Origin of the sequence: Desulfocurvus sp. (assembly GCF_023230885.1) — a bacterium.
Classification (GTDB): Bacteria; Desulfobacterota; Desulfovibrionia; order Desulfovibrionales; family Desulfovibrionaceae; genus Desulfocurvus.
In genome coordinates this window covers 1-16,903 of sequence record NZ_JALNWM010000051.1, presented here as the reverse complement: position 1 = coordinate 16,903, position 16,903 = coordinate 1, and the positions used below count along the sequence as shown (strand labels likewise).

Sequence of the window (16,903 nt, the reverse complement as noted above, 5' to 3'; positions counted from 1 at the left end):
CTTCGGCGTGCTGACCACCGACACCCTGGAGCAGGCCATCGAGCGCGCCGGGTCCAAGGCCGGCAACAAGGGCGTGGAAGCCGCCTCCGCCGTGCTGGAGATGGTCCGGGTCATGGAGCAGATCTAGCACATGAACACGCAGAAAAAAGGCGGCCGCCGCTCGGGCCGCCGCCGCGCCTTCGAGGTGCTCTACGGGCTGTGCTTCGCGCCGCCCGAGGGCGACGACACGGCGCGCGCCGTGGCCCTGGCCCCCGAGGCGCGCCAGGAGCAGGACCAGGACACGCCCCCCGAACCCGCCGACGGCGACGACGGGCACGCCCAGGGCCGCGAGGAGTTCGCCCGGGCCCTGGTGGCCGGGGTCTGGAGCCGCCGCCAGGACCTGGACGAAACCATCAACCGCTTCTCGCAGCACTGGAAGCTCGCACGCATCGCCCGCGTGGAGCTGACCATCCTGCGCGTGGCCCTGTACGAGATGCTCTACCTGGACGACATTCCGCTCAAGGTGGCCATCAACGAGGCGGTGGAGCTGGCCAAGCGCTACGGCGACGACAACTCCAAGAACTTCGTGAACGGCATCCTCGACGCCGTGGCCCGGGCCGTGGAACATGGTGAGCTTAGGGTTCGTTAAGGACGTTTCGCAGTGCCCGGCGGGAACGCCCCGGGTGGTGCTGGGCCGGGCCGCCCAGGGCGGGCCGGCCCTGCGCGCGTGGCGCGAACACCGCCGCCAGAGCGTGGAGCTGCGCTGGAACGTGGCCTGGGGCAGCGACCTCGGCCTGTGGGCCGGCGACATGGCCCAGGCCCTGGCCGATCTGCGCTGGCCCGCGTGGTGCATCGACGCCCAGGCCGTGGCCGACGCCACCGACGCGCCGGCCGGCCAGCGGCTCACGGCCTGGGGCCTGGCCTTCTGGGCCCACTACCGCAGCGGCGCCGACGTGTACCTGGCCATCGGCGAGGACGGGCGCCGGGCCGCCATGCGCAGCGTGGACGCCTGGACCCGGGACTTCGCCCATGTGACTTTCGCCCAGCGGCTCGACATCGACCTCCAGGTGAGGCAGAAAGCCGAGGAGTACAAGGACAAACCCGTGCGCAGGACGCTCAACCGGCTGTTCCCCGCGCTGTTCAACCGCCACTAGGCGCCCCAACGGGCGCAAGCAAGGAATCCGCATGTCCGAAAGCGTGTACGCCCCCGAGGCCCTCGAGGCCAAATGGCAGCAGATATGGGAAGAGCGCGGGACCTTCAAGGTCGGGATCGACCACGCCAAGCCCAAGCACTACGTCCTTGAGATGTTCCCCTACCCCTCGGGGCGCATCCACATGGGCCATGTGCGCAACTACTCCATCGGCGACGTGGTGGCGCGCTTCAAGCGCATGCAGGGCTTCAACGTCCTGCACCCCATCGGCTGGGACGCCTTCGGCCTGCCCGCCGAGAACGCCGCCGTCAAGCACGGCACCCACCCGGCCAAGTGGACCTACGAGAACATCGCCACCATGCGCACCCAGCTGCGCCGCCTGGGCTACTCCTACGACTGGGACCGCGAACTGGCCACCTGCCACCCCGGCTACTACCGCTGGGAGCAGCTCTATTTCCTGAAGCTCCTGGAAAAGGGGCTGGCCTACCGCAAGAAATCCCCGGTGAACTGGTGCCCGGACTGCCACACCGTGCTGGCCAACGAGCAGGTGGAGGACGGCCTGTGCTGGCGCTGCGACTCCCCCGTGGAGCAGCGCGAGCTGGAGCAGTGGTTCCTGCGCATCACCGACTACGCCGACGAGCTGCTCGACTGGCTGGACAAGCTGCCGGGCTGGCCCGAGCGCGTGCTGACCATGCAGCGCAACTGGATCGGCCGGAGCCACGGCTCCGAGCTGGAATTCCAGGTCGAGGGCCTGGACGAGCGCGTGGCCGTGTTCACCACCCGGCCCGACACCCTCCACGGCGCGACCTTCATGAGCCTGGCCGCGGAGCACCCGCTGGTGGAGACGCTCCTGGCCGCCTGCCCCGACGCCGCCCAGGCCGAACAGGCCCGGGCCTTCGTGCACAAGGTCCGCAACATGGACCGCATCGCGCGCGGCGCCGACGACCTGGAGAAGGAGGGCGTGTTCACCGGCGCCCACTGCGTGAACCCCGTCACCGGCGCGCGCATGCCCATCTGGATCGCCAATTTCGTGCTCATGGGCTACGGCACCGGCGCGGTCATGGCCGTGCCCGCCCACGACCAGCGCGACTTCGAGTTCGCCCGCAAGTACGGCCTGCCCATGCGCGTGGTCATCCAGCCCGAGGGCCAGCCCCTGGACCCCGCCGACATGGACGCCGCCTACACCGGGCCCGGCCTGCTGGTGAACTCCGGAGCCTTCGACGGCCAGCCCAACGAGGCCGCCAAGGCCGCCATCACCGAACACCTGGCCCTGAGCGGCCTGGGCAAGACCACCGTCAACTACCGCCTGCGCGACTGGAACGTCTCGCGCCAGCGCTACTGGGGCGCGCCCATCCCCGTGGTCTACTGCCAGGAGTGCGGGGTTGTGCCCGTGCCCGAGGCCGAGCTGCCCGTGCTCCTGCCGCTGGACGTGAAGACCCGCCCCGACGGCAAGAGCCCCCTGCCCGAGGCCGAAAGCTTCCTGGCCGCCACCTGCCCCCGCTGCGGCGGCCCCGCCCGGCGCGAAACCGACACCATGGACACCTTCATGGAGTCGTCGTGGTACTTCATGCGCTACGCCTGCGCCCGCGACGAGGCCCAGGGCCTGGACCCCGAGGCCCTGAAGTACTGGATGAACGTCGACCTCTACATCGGCGGCATCGAGCACGCCATCTTGCACCTGCTCTACTCGCGCTTCTATGTAAAGGCCCTGCGCGACCTGGGCGTGGTGGAGCTGGACGAGCCCTTCGCCAACCTGCTGACCCAGGGCATGGTGCTCATGGACGGGGCCAAGATGTCCAAATCCAAGGGCAACGTGGTCGACCCCGACGACATGATCCGCACCTACGGCGCGGACACCACGCGCCTGTTCTGCCTGTTCGCCGCGCCGCCGGAAAAGGACCTGGAGTGGAGCGAGCAGGGCGTCGAGGGCGCCTCGCGCTTCCTCAAGCGCCTGTGGCGGCTGGTGGACGAGCTGGCGCCCGTGCTCTCGCCCGTGGGCGCCTGCGCCCCCCTGGAGGGCCAGGCCCTGACCGGCGCCGCGCGCGACCTGCGCCGCAAGGAGCACCAGACGGTGCAAAAGGTCCAGCGCGACATCATGGCCAACTTCCAGTTCAACACGGCCATCGCGGCGGTGATGGAGCTGGTCAACGCCCTGTACCTGGCCAAGGACGAGCTGGGCGGAACCCCGGAGGGTGCCCGGGTGCTCTCCTCGGCCGTCAGCTCGGCCCTGACGGTGCTCTCGCCCGTGGCCCCGCACATCTGCGAGGAGCTGTGGCAGCGCATGGGCTACACCTCCCTGCTGGCCAGCGCGCCCTGGCCCGCCCACGACGAGGCCGCCCTGGCCGTGGACGAGATCACGGTCATCGTGCAGATCAACGGCAAGGTGCGCGGACGCGTGGCCGTGCCCGCCGGGGCCGACACCGGGCGGATGCAGGCCCTGGCCCTGGCCGAGCCCAACGTGGCCCGGCACCTGGAGGGCCACACCGTGCGCAAGGTCATCACCGTGCCCGACAAACTCGTGAACATCGTGGTGGGGTAAGCGTCATGCAGCGGGTCATCCACGCCCTGGCGGCCCTGGTCCTGGTCCTGTTCCTGGCGTCCTGCGCCGGCTACCGCAACTCGGCAGACCCCGGGGCGCCCCTGGCCCTGCCCGCGGACTGCCGCGCCCTGTTCCTGCGCACGGTGGTCAACCCGACCATGGAGCCCGGCCTGGAGGCCACCCTGCGCTCGGCCCTGCGCGACGAGATCACCCGCCGGGGCCGGATGGCCTGGGCCCCGCGCGAGGCCGCCACGGCCTATGTGGACGTGACCGTGCACCGCTTCACCTCCCACACCTCGCTCACCGGCTCCGACGACGAGACCCTGAAATCCAGCGCCGGCATCTCCCTGACCCTGGACGTGTTCCGCCGCTCGGACGGCGTCCAGGTCTGGACCTCCGGGCGCGTGGGCGCCAGCGAGTCCTACACCGGCAACGACAAGAACCAGGCCGAGGCCAACGTCCTCGACATGGCCGTGCGCCGCGCCGTGGACCGCATGGCCCAGGACTACTAGGCCGCCCCGTGGCCCAGCCCGCAGGCCGCCCCGGCTTCAGCTTCCTGCTCTGCCCCGACCCGGAGATGCTCCGCCAGCGCCTGGAGGCGCTGGTGGCCGAGCACGGGGGCGGCCGCCCCTGGGACCGGCGCGTCCACTGGGGCGACGAGGAGCTGCCCGGCGCCTTCTGGGCCGACCTCACCGTGCCCGACCTCATGGGCACGCCCCGGCTGGTGGTCGTCCGCCGGGCGCACAAGCTGCTCAAGGAAACCTGGGACAAGCTGACCCAGCCCCTGGGCAGCTTCAACGCCGCCATCTGGCCCGTGTTCTGCCTGGAGGCCGAGGCCGACCGCAAGGGCCCCAAGCCCCCGGCGGTGCTGGCCAAGACCAGGTTCTGGCCCGTGGCCGAAAAGCGGGGCTGGGTCTGGACCTCCCCGGGCCTCACACCCCAGGGCATGGAGGACTTCGTGCGCGCGCACATGGCCCGGGCCGGGCTGTCCGTGGCCCCCGACGCCCTGCGCGCCCTGTGCGCGGCCCTGCCCTGCGACGCCCTGGGCGCCAGGAACGAGCTGGACAAGATCGCCCTGGCCGTGGAGCCCGGCGGCACGGTGACCACCGGGCAGCTGGGCATCGTCTCCTTCGAGGCCGACATGGACATCTTCGCCTTCATCGCCGCCGTCATCCACGGCCGCAGCGGCGACAAGGTCTGGAAGAAGATCATGGACAACCGCCAGGCCAGCTCCAGCGACGACATCTTCTTCGCCTTCCTGGCCCTGCTCCAGCGCGAGGCCCGCCTGCTGTGGGAGCTGGCCAGCGGCGAGCCGCCCTCGGCCTGGATCCCCCCCGCCGCCCAGAAGTCCAAGGCCGAGCTGGCCCGCCGCGCGGGCCCCGCGGCCGCGGCCCGAATCTTCGAGCTGGCCCTGGAGGCCGAGTTCGGCATCAAGACCGGCCAGCGCACGCCCGAACAGGCCTTCGAGGCCCTGGTCATGGGCCTGCACTCGGCATTCGGCCCCAGGACCGCCCCTGCCCGGCGCTAGCCGCCCTGTTTCGGGTTGAACCCGCCCCTGCATGCGGATAGAACGGCCTTGCGGGCCGTTTTCCGGGCCCACGCCCGCCAACACCCCTTGCCAGCAGGCCGGGAAGTGCTCATATGAAGGATGAACCGCATTACACAGGCCACCGGGAGCGCCTGCGCGAGCGCCTGCGGCGCGATCCGCGCCAGCTCGCCGACTACGAGCTGCTGGAACTGATGCTGGGCCATGTGCTGCTGCGACGCGACACCAAGCCCCTGGCCAAGGCCCTGCTCGAACGCTTCGCCACCCTGGGCGGCGTCTTCGCGGCCCGGCCCGAGGAGCTGCGCCGCGTGCCCGGCTTCGGTCCGGCCCTGGAGGCATTCTGGGCCCTGTGGCGCGAGACCTGGGCCCGGCTTTCCGAAGGCCCCCTGCGCGAGCGCCAGGTGCTGGACAGCCCGGACGGCGTGGCGGCCATGGCCCGGGCCCGGCTGGCCCACAGGACCACCGAGGAACTCTGGCTGGCCCTGGTGGACGCCAGGAACAGGCTGGTGGGCTGGGAGCGCGTGGGCCAGGGCACGGTGGACGAGGTGAGCGTGCCCGTGCGCGAGGTGCTGCACGCGGCCCTGCGCTTCGAGGCCCACGGCGTCATCCTGGTGCACAACCACCCGGGCGGCGACCCCGAGCCCTCGGAGGGCGACAAGCGCTTCACCAGGCGCCTGGACGAGGCCGCCCGGGCCGTGGGCCTGCGGCTGCTCGACCATCTGGTGGTCGCCTCGGGCGGCTATGTGAGCTTCCGGTCCCGCGGGCTGCTGGACTGACCCGCCCCGGGGCCGACAAGGGACGAACGGGAACCAACAGGCGAACAAGCACCGGACACGCGGCGCCAACCCGCAAGGAGGACAGCCATGATCCGCAGCCTGCAATCCATCGTCACCGGCACGGTCCAGCGCGTGGGCCTGCGCTCCTGGATCCAGGGCCAGGCCCAGAGCCTGGGCGTCACCGGATGGGTCCGCAACCTGGGCGACGGCACCGTGGAGGTTCTGGCCCAGGGCGACGAGGCCGCCGTGACCGAACTGCGCGACCGGCTGCTGACCGGCTCGTCCCTGGCCCGCATCCAGGACGTGCGCTCCCAGTGGCTGGACTACGACAAGCGCCACGACCGCTTCGAAATCAGGTCCTGACCCGGGCCGCGCGCCCGAAGGGCCCCCCCGCCGCCCCGATCCGGGCGGCGCGCAACGAACGAAACGGCCCGGGCCGGGCCCCCACCCGGCCCAAAGGGCTTTGTACGCCCCAAAAAGGAACGCAATGAACGACAACACCCTGGAAAACGTCCTGGTGCTGGCCGACGGCGACTCCAAGGAAGACGACGGCCAGGACCAGAAGCCCAAAATTCCCGCGGAAGTCCCCGTGCTGCCCGTGCGCGACATCGTGGTCTTCAACTATATGATCCTGCCGCTCTTCGTGGGCCGCGAGAAGTCCGTGGCCGCCGTGGAGGCCGCCCTGGCCGGCGACAGGCACATCCTCATCCTGACCCAGAAGGACGAGAGCGTGGACGAGCCCGGGACCGGGGACCTCTACGAGGTCGGCACCGTGGGTCTGATCATGCGCATGCTCAAGATGCCCGACGGACGCCTGAAAATCCTCGTCCAGGGCCTGTCGCGGGCGCGGGCGGCGGAGTTCACCGCCCAGGAGCCCGCCCTGACCGCGCGCATCGAGCTCATCGAGGAGCCCCAGGTGGCCGAGCTGACCAGCGAGCACGAAGCCCTGGTGCGCGCCGCCAAGGAGCAGAGCGAGCAGATCATGAACCTGCGCGGCATCTCCTCGCCGGATATCATGGGCGTGCTCTCCAGCGTGGACGACCCCGGGCGGCTGGCCGACCTGGTGGCCTCCAACCTGCGCATGAAGGTGGCCGACGCCCAGGGCATCCTGGCCTGCGTCGACCCCATCGAGCGCCTGCGCCTGGTCAACACCCAGCTGGCCAAGGAGGTCGAGGTCGCCGCCATGCAGGCCAAGATCCAGGGCATGGCCAAGGAGGGCATGGACAAGGCCCAGAAGGACTACTTCCTGCGCGAGCAGATGAAGGCCATCCGCCGCGAGCTGGGCGACGGCGCCGACGACGCCGAGGAGCTGGACGAGTTGCGCGCCGCCCTGGCCAAGGCCGCCCCGCCCGAAGAGGTCATGCGCGAGGCCGAAAAACAGCTCAAGCGCCTGGCCTCCATGCACCAGGATTCCTCAGAGGCCACGGTCATCCGCACCTACCTGGACTGGATCGTCGAGCTGCCCTGGAACCGCCAGACCCGCGACCGCCTGGACATCGGCAAGGCCGAGAAAATCCTCGACGAGGACCACTACGACCTGTCCAAGGTCAAGGAGCGCATCCTCGAATACCTCTCGGTGCGCAAGCTCAACCCGAAGATGAAGGGCCCCATCCTGTGCTTCGTGGGCCCTCCCGGCGTGGGCAAGACATCCCTCGGGCGTTCCATCGCCCGGGCCCTGGGCCGCAAGTTCCACCGCATGAGCCTGGGCGGCATGCGCGACGAGGCCGAAATCCGCGGCCACCGCAGGACCTACATCGGCGCCATGCCCGGGCGCATCATCCAGGGCCTCAAGCAGACGGGCAGCCGCAACCCCGTGTTCATGCTCGACGAGATCGACAAGCTCGGGGCGGACTTCCGCGGCGACCCGTCCTCGGCGCTGCTGGAGGTGCTCGACCCCGAGCAGAACAACTCCTTCACCGACCACTACATGAACGCGCCCTTCGACCTGTCCAAGGTCATGTTCATCTGCACGGCCAACACCCTGGACACCGTGCCCGCGCCGCTGCTCGACCGCATGGAGACCATCCGCATCCCCGGCTACACCGAGCACGAGAAGATCAAGATCGCCCGGCGCTACCTGCTGCCGCGCCAGGCGGCGGAAAACGGCCTGCGCCTGCGCGAGCTGCAACTCTCGGACCCCGTGCTGGCCAAGATCGTGCGCGAGTACACCCGCGAGGCGGGCCTGCGCAACCTGGAGCGCGAGGTCGGCTCCATCTGCCGCAAGCTCGCCCGGCGCAAGGCCGAGGGCCAGAAGGGCCCCTTCCGCGTCACCGCCGCGGCCGTGGAGAAGTTCCTCGGCCCGCCGCGCATGCGCGACGACGCCCTGGAGGCCAGCCTGCCCCCCGGCGTGGCCCTGGGCCTGGCCTGGACGCCCTTTGGCGGCGAAATCCTGCACATCGAGGTCCAGGCCATGCCCGGCAAGGGCAAGCTGACCCTCACCGGCCAGCTCGGCGAGGTCATGAAGGAATCGGCCCAGGCCGCCCTGTCCTACGCCCGCGCCCGGGCCAGGCAGTTCGGCCTCGACCCCGAATTCACCGAGAAGATGGACATCCACATCCATGTGCCCGCCGGGGCGACGCCCAAGGACGGCCCCTCGGCGGGCGTGACCCTGGTCACCGCCCTGGTCTCGGCCCTCACCGACACCCCCGTGTGCGGCGACGTGTGCATGACCGGCGAGGTCACCCTGCGCGGGCGCGTGCTGCCCGTTGGCGGCATCAAGGAGAAGATCCTGGCCGCCGTCGCCCACGGCATGACCACCGTCATCATCCCCAAGGACAACGAGCACAACCTCGTGGACATCCCGGCCGAACTGCGCCGACGCATCACCGTGCGCCCCGTGGAGCTCATCGACGAGGTCTGGCCCCTGGCCTGCCGCAGCGAGCCCGGGGCCGAGGCCCCCGCCGCGCCCAAGGCCCCCGCAAAAACCAAGGCTCCCGCCAAGGCCGGGGCGAAACCCCGGGCCCAGCGCAAGCCCGCAGCCAGCTAGCACAAGGGCGGCCCCGCGCGGGGCCGCCCTTTTTTCACGGCCGGGGCATCCTTCGGCCGCCCGGCCCGCCGCGCGCAAAAAACGGCGGCCTCCCCCGGGGGGAGGCCGCCGTCTTCGGGCCGGGCGCCGCGGGGCCTACGCCTCTTCCAGCAGCCCCTGCTCGGCGGCGAAATCAACCAGCTCCACCACGGCGCGCTCGCTGTCCATGAACAGCTCCACCAGCTCCTCGCGGGGCCGGTCGGCGAGCCTGGCGGTGACGAAATGCTTGAGCCCCAGGGCCAGGGTCATCTCGAGCATCTCCGGGTATTCCCGGCCCTCGGTCACCAGCTCGAACAGCGCGCCCTCGAAGACCTCCAACAGCTCCTCGCGGGACAGCTCCTCAAGTTCGGCACGTTCGTCGCTCATGGTTCCTCCTGCGCCGGATCCGGCGGGTTTTCGCTTCCCTACGGCACCCGCCCCCGCCCGTCAAGAACCCCGGCCCGCACCCGGCCGGTTGACTTGCGCGCCCGCCCGGGCAACAACGGACACAGCCGCCAAGCCATCCCACCCGCGCAGCGCGCAGGAGCCGCCATGACCGACCGCCACCTTTGCATCCACGGCCATTTCTACCAGCCCCCCCGCGAGGACCCCTGGCTCGGCGCCGTGCTCCCCGAGGGCAGCGCCGCGCCCCGGCGCGACTGGAACGCGCGCATCACCCGCGAAAGCTACGCCCCGCTCTCCCGCGCCCGGCTGCTCGACGCCCAGGGCCGCATCCGCGCCCTGGTCAACGCCTACGAGTTCATCAGCTTCAATTTCGGCCCCACCCTGCTGGCCTGGATGGCCAGGGAGGCCCCCGAAACCTACGAGCTGGTCCTGGAGGCCGACCGCGCCTCGCGCGCGCGCCTGGGCTTCGGCAACGCCATGGCCCAGATCCGCCACCACACCATCATGCCCCTGGCCAGCGCCCAGGACAAACGCGTGGAAACCGCCTGGGCCGTGCAGGACTTCGAAAGCCGCTATGGCCGCAGCCCCGACGGTCTCTGGCTGCCCGAGGCCGCCGCCGACACCGCCAGCCTCGAAGCCCTGGCCGAGGCGGGCATCGCCTACACCGTCCTGGCCCCGCGCCAGGCCGCCGCCGTGGCCGACCCCGGCGGCCCCTGGCAGCCCGTGAGCGAGGCCACCCTGGACATCACCCGGCCCTATCGCGCCGAGCTGCCCTCGGGCCGCTCCATCGCCGTGTTCTTCTACCACGGCGCCCTGTCCCAGGCCGTGGCCTTCGAGCGGCTGCTCACCGACGGCGGCGCCTTCTGGAGCCGCCTGCGCGCCGCCGCCGCCCCGGGCCTGGTCTGCCTCGCGACGGACGGCGAAACCTACGGCCACCACTTCACCTTCGGCGAAATGGCCCTGGCCTGGTGCCTGGAGCAGGCCCAGGCCGACCCTTCGGTGCGCCTGACCAACTTCGCGGCCCACCTCGCGGCCCACCCGCCCGTGCGCCTCGTGCGCCTGCACGAGCCCTCCTCCTGGAGCTGCGCCCACGGCGTGGAGCGCTGGCGCGCCGACTGCGGCTGCCATACCGGCGACCACCCCGGCTGGAACCAGGCCTGGCGCGCCCCCCTGCGCGAGGCCCTCTGCGCCCTGAAGGAGCGCCTCGACGCCCACTACGCCCAAGCCGCCCCGGCCCTGCTGCGCGACCCGGACGCAGGCCTGCGCGACTACGGCCAGGTCATCGCCGACCCCGCCCGGCGCGACGCCTTTGCCGCCGCCCACCTGGCTCCCGGCCTGGACCCCGCCGCCCGCCAGCGGGCCTGGGACCTGCTGGCCATGCAGCGCCACGCCCTGGCTTCCTTTGCCAGCTGCGCCTGGTTCTTCGACGACCTGGACCGCATCGAGCCCGTCAACGCCCTGACCAACGCCCTGCGCGCCTGCGAGCTGGCCGGGCGCACCGAGGTTCCCGGCGGCGCCCAGGGCCTGGAGGCCGGCCTGGAGCAGGCCCTGGCCCAGGCCCGCTCCAACCCCTGCCCGCGCCATCCCCAGGGCCGCACCGGCGACGCCATCCTGCGCCAGGAGGCCCGCCCGCGCCACGGCACCCCCGCCAGCCTCGCCCTGCACGCGCTGCTCCTGGCCTGGGCCCAGAGCCCCGACCTGCCCCCCGGCTCCAGCCCCGTGGACCACGCCTGGCCCGACGTGCGCCTCGCCGTCCGCTGGGACGCCCCGGCCGCCGCCCCGGGCACGGCCCCGGGCACGGCCCTGGCGGGCACCGCGCGCATAACGCACACCCACGGCGAGGCCGCCGCCGAGCACGCCCTGCTCTGGGAGCCGCCCACCCCCGCGGCCCCCTGGGCCAGCCGTCTGCGCCTGGACGGCGGCCCCTGGCTCGTTGCCCGCGACCTGCCCTGGAACAAGCGCCAGGACATCGCCCTGGCCTTCGCCGCCGCCTCGGCAGACGCGCAGTGCGCCGCCCTGGCCGCCCGCGCCGCCACCGCCCGCGCCCTGACCCTGCCCCCGGCCGAGGCCCAGGCCACCCAGAACCAGGCCGACAGCTGGCAGCACCTGCTGCCCGCCCTGGCCCAGCAGTGGATCGCCAGCGACGCCGACGCGCCAGGGGACGAGACCCTGCGCGCCATGCTCGCGGCCAGCCCCTGGCCCCCCGCAGCCCGCGAGGAGCTTTCCCGCACCCTCAACCAGACGGCCCTGGCCCTGCTCGCCGCGCCCGAGCCCGACTGGCCCGCCCTGGGCCGACTGGCCGCCCGGGCCCAGGCCCTGGACGCCCAGCCCGACTGGTGGCCCACCCAGAACCGCATCTGGGCCCTCGCCCCGGGCACCCCCGAGGCCCGGGCCGCCGCCCGCCAGTTCGGCTTCGCCATGCCCTAGCGGCGCGCCCACACAACGCGGCAGCCCCTGGCGGCAGCCCGGCAAGCCGGGACAGGGCCCTGTGTCCCCAATGCCCCGGGCATGGCCCCTGAGGATGCCACACGGCCCGACCCCGACGCGCGCAAACGCGCCGGGGCCGGGCCCGTGGGCCGGGGCGCCTCCTGGCGCGAAAGGCCCCGGGCCAGCGAAGGCAAAACGCCCGGCGGCGCCGGAGGGACGGCGCGGGCGGAGGACGCCGCCCGCAAGGCCGGAGGGTGGAGAGATGGGGCCGACCGCAAGGCCGCAAGGCCGGAGGACGGAGGAAAAGGCCGACCGCAAAACGGAGGGCGGGGGACCGTGTGCCTGGGGCTGACCCGGCCGACGGGGCGGACCCTGCGCCTTGGCGAGCCCCGGGCGCGTTCGGGCAGGGGCTCCGGGCCCGGCTACCGGGCCACCTGGGCCATGCCGCCCAGCTGGAGCAGCAGCACGCCGCCGGGGCGTTCGAGCTCGGGCAGATCCTGGCCGGGTTCCAGGCTGGTGATGACCGTGGCGCCGAGGATATGCCGCCCTTCGGCCTTGCCCACGCGGGTGCGCACGCCCCAGGCGGCGTGGAGCACGGCGGGGCGGCCCTGCCATTGGCCGATGTAAAGGGCGATATGCCCGGGGCGCCAGAACAGGGTCAGCCAGGGCCGGGCCTCGGCCGCGATGACCCGCAGGCGGGCCTCGCGGTCCAGGTCGCCCAGGGGGGCCAGACCCCAGTGGCGCGCCTGGGCCCCGGAGTTGCGCGGCTGCCAGATGCCCAGGGGCGCGAAAAGATCCATGACCAGCGCCGAGCAGTCGCGGTTGCGGTACAGCCCGCCCCAGCCGTAGGGCTGGCCGAGCATCTCGTTGGCCAGCCGGGCGAAGCTGGCCGGGGTCGGGGCCAGGGGCCAGGGCGCGGCCACGTCCTCGCCCAGCCCGGCGGTGAGCAGCAGGGCCCGCCCCGAGGCGTCGCGCGCGGCGATGAGCACGTCCAGCGTCCCGGCTTCGCGCCCGGTCATGGGCAGGACCATGCCCACGCGGCCCATGAACCGGAACTGGCCGTAGCAGTCGACCACGGGCACGCGGTCGGCGGTGAGGGCGGCCAGGTGCACGGTGTTGAAGGCGTCCATGAACCCGGCGTCCACCAGGGCCAGGTCGCGGGTGGGCATCCATCCGGCTGCGGTGGAGGTCTCCACCAGGGCCCAGGCGCCGTCGGCCGAAGTGTGCAGCACCAGCAGCGGCGTCTGGGCCCAGACGGCGGAGTTCTGGTTGTAGTCGAAGGGAAAGCCCTCGCCCGCGAGATCGAAATTGTAGAACAGCGGCCGCACCGTGGGCAGGACGCGCAGGTCGGAGTTGGCCACGCTGATGGCCGGGCGCATGGTGTTGGGGAAGCTGTCGGGATCGGCCAGCCCGCGCATCTCGCGGGCGAAGCCGTCCGTCAGGGGCAGCCGGTTCTCGCCGTGGTAGCGGGCGGGGTCGAAGCCGTCCAGGAGCTTGAAGACCTCCTGGGGCCCGTGGGCCGGGACGGTGCGGCGCCAGGGGGAGAAGAAGCGCTGGCGGTAGTCGTCGGCCAGCTCCCGCTGCACGGCCGCGGGCAGCAGGGGCCGGGTGGCCGTGAGGGGGTCGATGTAGGCCGCGGCGTCCTGGGGCATGTCGCGCAGGTCGGCGATGACTGTGCCGGGCGGGGAAACGCGCGGGGCGCAGCCCGAGGCCAGCAGCAGCGCCGCCAGCAGCAGCGCGGCAAGACGGGGACGCAGGACGGGAAACGGGCCGGAGAACCGGCGCGGGATGGTCGGTCGCATGGGCCCTGGTGTATCCGCCCGCCGGGCGAAAGGCAACCGGGGCCGGGCGGGGCCGCGGGCAGGGCCCGGAGCGCTTTGCAAACGGCCCGGCCTCGCGTATACCCCGGCCCATGCGCCAGCTCGCCGGAAACAGGGACACCATCGCCGCCATCGCCACCCCGCCGGGGCGCGGGGGCGTGGGCATCGTGCGCGTGAGCGGACCCGGCGCGCGGGAGCTGGGCCAGCGGCTGTTCGAGTCGTCCAGCCCGGGTTTCGCGGGGCTGCGGCCCCGCCTGCTGCACCACGGCTGGGCCCGCGACGCGGCCGGGCGGCGGCTGGACGAGGTCCTGGCGGTCCTCATGCCCGGGCCGGGCTCCTACACCGGCGAGGACGTGCTCGAGCTCCAGGGCCACGGCGGCCCGGCGGTGTTGCGCGCGGTGCTGGCGGCGGCCCTGGCCTGCGGGGCGCGCATGGCCGAGCCCGGTGAGTTCACCTACCGCGCCTTTCGCAACGGGCGCATGGACCTGACCCAGGCCGAGGCCGTGGCCGAGCTCGTCGCCGCGCCCACTGCGGCGGGAGCGGCCCTGGCCCGGGCCCGCCTGGCCGGGGACCTGGGGCGCAGCGTGGCCGCCCTGCGCGCCCGGCTGGAGGAACTGCGCGCCCGGCTCTGCGTGGCCGTGGATTTCCCCGACGACGAGGTGGAATGCCTGGCCCCGGAGGAGTTCGCCGCCGGGGTGCGCGCGGTGCGCGGGGAGCTGGCGGCGCTGGTGCGCGGCTTCGAGCGGGGGCGGGTCTGGCGCGAGGGCGCGCTGTGCGTGCTGGCCGGGCGGGTCAACGCGGGCAAGTCCAGCCTGATGAACGCCCTGCTCGGACGCGAACGGGCCATCGTCACCGACGTTCCGGGCACCACGCGCGACTGGATCGAGGAGGCCCTGGACCTGGACGGGCTGCCCGTGCGGCTGGTGGACACGGCGGGCCTGCGCGAAACAGGCGACGCGGCCGAGCGCGCGGGGCTGGAGCGCGGGCGCGAGCTGGCGGCCCGGGCCGACGTGGTGCTGCTGGTGGTGGACCGGACCCTGCCCCTGGCCGGGGAAGACAGGGCCCTGGCTCGCGACCTGGGCCCCGGGCGCGCCCTGGCGGTGCTCAACAAGGCGGACCTGCCCCGGGAGCCGCAGGGCCCCGGCACGGACGCCGCCGCATGGTTCGCGCGGGAGGGCTTCGCGGCCCTGGACGTTTCGGCACGCACGGGCCAGGGGCTGGCGGCGCTGTGCGACGCCCTGCGCGCCCGCATCCTGGACGGCGAAGGCCGAGCAGGCCCCGGAGAGCTTGTGCCCAACATGCGCCAGGCCCGCGCCCTGGCCGCCGCGCAGGACGCCCTGGAGACCCTGGAAGCCGACATCGGCGCGGCCCTGCCTTACGATCTGCTGGGCGTCGGCCTGGAAACAGCCTGTACGCACCTGGCCGAAATCACCGGCGAAATCACCCCTTCCGAAGTGCTGGACAGCGCGTTCGGCGCCTTTTGCATCGGCAAGTAGCGCTCCGGCCGCATCGGCGGCTGCCCGCGCCGGACCGCCCGCCCCCCTGCCCCCTGCCCGGCCTGGGCCTGAGCGCCGCGCGGTACGCCGCGAACACCGATGCCAGTCAGGGGCATACCGGTTTGATGCCCTCGCCAGCGCAGCCGGACGCCGCGCACCCGCACCAGGGAGCCACCATGCTCCGCCGGGCCGCTCCCAGGACCCGGGCCGGGCGCCGCTGGCGACCGGGCCAGGATGCCGCACGACGCCTTCATCCAGAACCGCTCCCCCTTGTCAGCGACCGCCCCGCGCGGCCGCGCATTTTGCGCATCGCCCCCTGAGCTCGCTTTGCCTCGGCGCACGGCGCCGCACGGGTGCACCCCCGCCAACACAAGTCTAACGGTACGGATCACGGATCGAGAATCACGCGCCCCGCGCGGGCAACGCCGCTGGCCCTGTGCGCTGCCGCCGTGCCCGGGATGGCCGGGCCGCGCCCTGCCGTCGCGAGCCCCGTGGTGCGGCCGGGCCGGGGCCGAGCGCCTGGTGGGACGTTCCTGCACCAAGGCCATGCCGGACCCCGCCACCCCGGGGCCGGGCACAGGCGCGAGGTTTTTTCGCGGTTTCCCGATGCTGGTTCCGCCGGGCCCCGCCACCCGGGGCCGGGCCCTGCGCGACGGCACGGTCCCGGTGATTCCGGCGGGCCTGGGCGTGAGGACGCCCGCGCCCATGCGGCGACACGGGCCCTGGAGGACCGGAGAGCCGGAGGGGGCCGGAGAGACGGGAGAGACAGGAGAGGCAGAAGGGCCGGAACACCGGAGGGGGGCCGGAAACGGTCGTCGGCACCCGGCCCAAAGAGGACGCCCGGCGCGAATGCGCCGGGCGGGAGTGTGGGCCGGGCCGGGAGTGTATTGGGGGGTACTCCCGAACCGGAGAGGTGTCAGCGTCTGCCCGTGATCGCGGGGGCCGGTGCCGAAGCTTGCGCAAGACCCGGGAATATGTCTTGGCTGTGGCACTGGGGTGTTGCCCCTGGGCGATCCTTGCGGCGTAAACCGGCAAGGGGCCTGACTCGTGTGTGTCGCCGTCGCCTTTGGAGCGGTGCGGCAAGAAACATGTAATAAATTTCACATGACCCGGCAAGTGAAATTTCGAGAATTCCGATCTGATTTTTTTAAATCTTTAAAAACAGATGGTTATATTTATAAAAGTGCAAAAATACAGCCGCGGCAGGCTAGAACAAAAAATGCAAATATAATCGATGCATTATGCGCTCAAGGCCACTCACTGGAATAGAAAGTCCATCAATATATTGATCTTAAATTCACAATGCGCCCAGCCCGGCGAAGCAGCCCTTGCGGCGTCGCGATTCCCAGGCGGCCCCCCCTTCGGCCCTCCGTAAAGGAACGGCCAGGAAACCCGAAACAGAGGCTGCCCCGCCGGGCCGCCCGAGGGGGCGCCGCGCAGGCTCCGGGCACGGGATGCCCCGAAGGCGGCCCGGAACGGGGTCGCCCCTCCGGATGGAGGCCAGGGGTTCCAGGCCGACGCCCCCCGCCGAACGCACCACGGCCCCGGGCACAGAGGAAAACCGGCCCGCCCGGGGCCGGAGGCTGCCCCGCCTGCCCCGCCGGGCCGCCCAGGGGGGGGGCGCCGCGCAGGCTCCGGGCTCGGGATGCCCCGAAGACGGCCCGGGGCGGGGCCGCCCCTCCGGATGGAGGCCAGGGGTTCCAGGCCGACGCCCCCCGCCGAACGCACCACGGCCCCGGGCACAAAGGAAAACCGGCCCG

At 72.6% G+C, this 16,903-nt stretch carries 13 protein-coding genes; 11 read left to right on the top strand and 2 right to left on the bottom strand.

What is annotated here, in order from left to right:
- The 9 genes from M0P34_RS05540 to lon all read left to right on the top strand — a co-directional run.
- On the top strand, nt 1–127 hold a 127-nt coding region (locus M0P34_RS05540), incomplete at its 5' end, for a 6,7-dimethyl-8-ribityllumazine synthase (protein ID WP_291497230.1).
- Nucleotides 128–130: 3 nt separating this feature from the next.
- A complete protein-coding gene (gene nusB / locus M0P34_RS05535; protein WP_291497228.1) occupies nt 131–628 on the top strand; it encodes a transcription antitermination factor NusB in 498 nt (165 codons plus the stop codon).
- Nucleotides 606–1,133: a hypothetical protein gene (locus tag M0P34_RS05530; protein WP_291497227.1), complete on the top strand. Its 528-nt coding sequence runs from the start codon at nt 606–608 to the stop codon at nt 1,131–1,133. The genes nusB and M0P34_RS05530 overlap by 23 nt, the downstream gene beginning before the upstream one ends.
- Before the next feature lie 31 nt (nt 1,134–1,164).
- Nucleotides 1,165–3,669, top strand: a complete 2,505-nt coding sequence (gene leuS / locus M0P34_RS05525; RefSeq protein WP_291497225.1) for a leucine--tRNA ligase — start codon at nt 1,165–1,167, stop codon at nt 3,667–3,669.
- A 5-nt stretch (nt 3,670–3,674) separates the two neighbouring features.
- Nucleotides 3,675–4,181 (top strand): LPS assembly lipoprotein LptE, encoded by a 507-nt coding sequence (gene lptE / locus M0P34_RS05520; RefSeq protein ID WP_291497223.1) that lies wholly within the window; start codon nt 3,675–3,677, stop codon nt 4,179–4,181.
- Nucleotides 4,182–4,189: 8 nt separating this feature from the next.
- Entirely contained in the window at nt 4,190–5,197 is a 1,008-nt protein-coding gene (locus M0P34_RS05515; protein WP_291497221.1) for a DNA polymerase III subunit delta, read from the top strand.
- A gap of 113 nt (nt 5,198–5,310) precedes the next feature.
- Nucleotides 5,311–5,991 (top strand): DNA repair protein RadC, encoded by a 681-nt coding sequence (gene radC / locus M0P34_RS05510; RefSeq protein WP_291497219.1) that lies wholly within the window; start codon nt 5,311–5,313, stop codon nt 5,989–5,991.
- 87 nt (nt 5,992–6,078) lie between these two features.
- Nucleotides 6,079–6,354, top strand: a complete 276-nt coding sequence (locus tag M0P34_RS05505) for an acylphosphatase (RefSeq protein WP_291497217.1) — start codon at nt 6,079–6,081, stop codon at nt 6,352–6,354.
- A gap of 124 nt (nt 6,355–6,478) precedes the next feature.
- Nucleotides 6,479–8,977: an endopeptidase La gene (gene lon, locus M0P34_RS05500; protein WP_291497215.1), complete on the top strand. Its 2,499-nt coding sequence runs from the start codon at nt 6,479–6,481 to the stop codon at nt 8,975–8,977.
- A 135-nt stretch (nt 8,978–9,112) separates the two neighbouring features.
- Here lon and M0P34_RS05495 read toward each other — a convergent pair whose 3' ends face one another.
- Nucleotides 9,113–9,382 (bottom strand): hypothetical protein, encoded by a 270-nt coding sequence (locus tag M0P34_RS05495; RefSeq protein WP_291497213.1) that lies wholly within the window; start codon nt 9,380–9,382, stop codon nt 9,113–9,115.
- Between the two features lie 165 nt (nt 9,383–9,547).
- On the opposite strand from M0P34_RS05495, the gene M0P34_RS05490 reads away from it, so the two are divergent.
- Nucleotides 9,548–11,827, top strand: a complete 2,280-nt coding sequence (locus M0P34_RS05490) for a DUF3536 domain-containing protein (RefSeq protein ID WP_291497211.1) — start codon at nt 9,548–9,550, stop codon at nt 11,825–11,827.
- A gap of 422 nt (nt 11,828–12,249) precedes the next feature.
- Here M0P34_RS05490 and M0P34_RS05485 read toward each other — a convergent pair whose 3' ends face one another.
- Complete coding sequence (locus M0P34_RS05485) at nt 12,250–13,629, bottom strand: SH3 domain-containing protein (protein ID WP_291497209.1); 1,380 nt, start codon at nt 13,627–13,629, stop codon at nt 12,250–12,252.
- A 110-nt stretch (nt 13,630–13,739) separates the two neighbouring features.
- Between M0P34_RS05485 and mnmE the strand changes: the two genes are divergently transcribed.
- Entirely contained in the window at nt 13,740–15,143 is a 1,404-nt protein-coding gene (gene mnmE, locus M0P34_RS05480) for a tRNA uridine-5-carboxymethylaminomethyl(34) synthesis GTPase MnmE (RefSeq protein WP_291497207.1), read from the top strand.
- Nucleotides 15,144–16,903: the final 1,760 nt, after the last annotated feature.

Excerpts from the sequence above, each read along its gene's own strand:
- nusB (WP_291497228.1), top strand. The coding sequence starts at position 131 with ATGAACACGCAGAAAAAAGGCGGCCGCCGCTCGGGCCGCCGCCGCGCC.
- M0P34_RS05530 (WP_291497227.1), top strand. The coding sequence starts at position 606 with ATGGTGAGCTTAGGGTTCGTTAAGGACGTTTCGCAGTGCCCGGCGGGA.
- leuS (WP_291497225.1), top strand. The coding sequence starts at position 1,165 with ATGTCCGAAAGCGTGTACGCCCCCGAGGCCCTCGAGGCCAAATGGCAG.
- lptE (WP_291497223.1), top strand. The coding sequence starts at position 3,675 with ATGCAGCGGGTCATCCACGCCCTGGCGGCCCTGGTCCTGGTCCTGTTC.
- radC (WP_291497219.1), top strand. The coding sequence starts at position 5,311 with ATGAAGGATGAACCGCATTACACAGGCCACCGGGAGCGCCTGCGCGAG.
- M0P34_RS05505 (WP_291497217.1), top strand. The coding sequence starts at position 6,079 with ATGATCCGCAGCCTGCAATCCATCGTCACCGGCACGGTCCAGCGCGTG.
- lon (WP_291497215.1), top strand. The coding sequence starts at position 6,479 with ATGAACGACAACACCCTGGAAAACGTCCTGGTGCTGGCCGACGGCGAC.
- M0P34_RS05495 (WP_291497213.1), bottom strand. The coding sequence starts at position 9,382 with ATGAGCGACGAACGTGCCGAACTTGAGGAGCTGTCCCGCGAGGAGCTG.
- M0P34_RS05490 (WP_291497211.1), top strand. The coding sequence starts at position 9,548 with ATGACCGACCGCCACCTTTGCATCCACGGCCATTTCTACCAGCCCCCC.
- M0P34_RS05485 (WP_291497209.1), bottom strand. The coding sequence starts at position 13,629 with ATGCGACCGACCATCCCGCGCCGGTTCTCCGGCCCGTTTCCCGTCCTG.
- mnmE (WP_291497207.1), top strand. The coding sequence starts at position 13,740 with ATGCGCCAGCTCGCCGGAAACAGGGACACCATCGCCGCCATCGCCACC.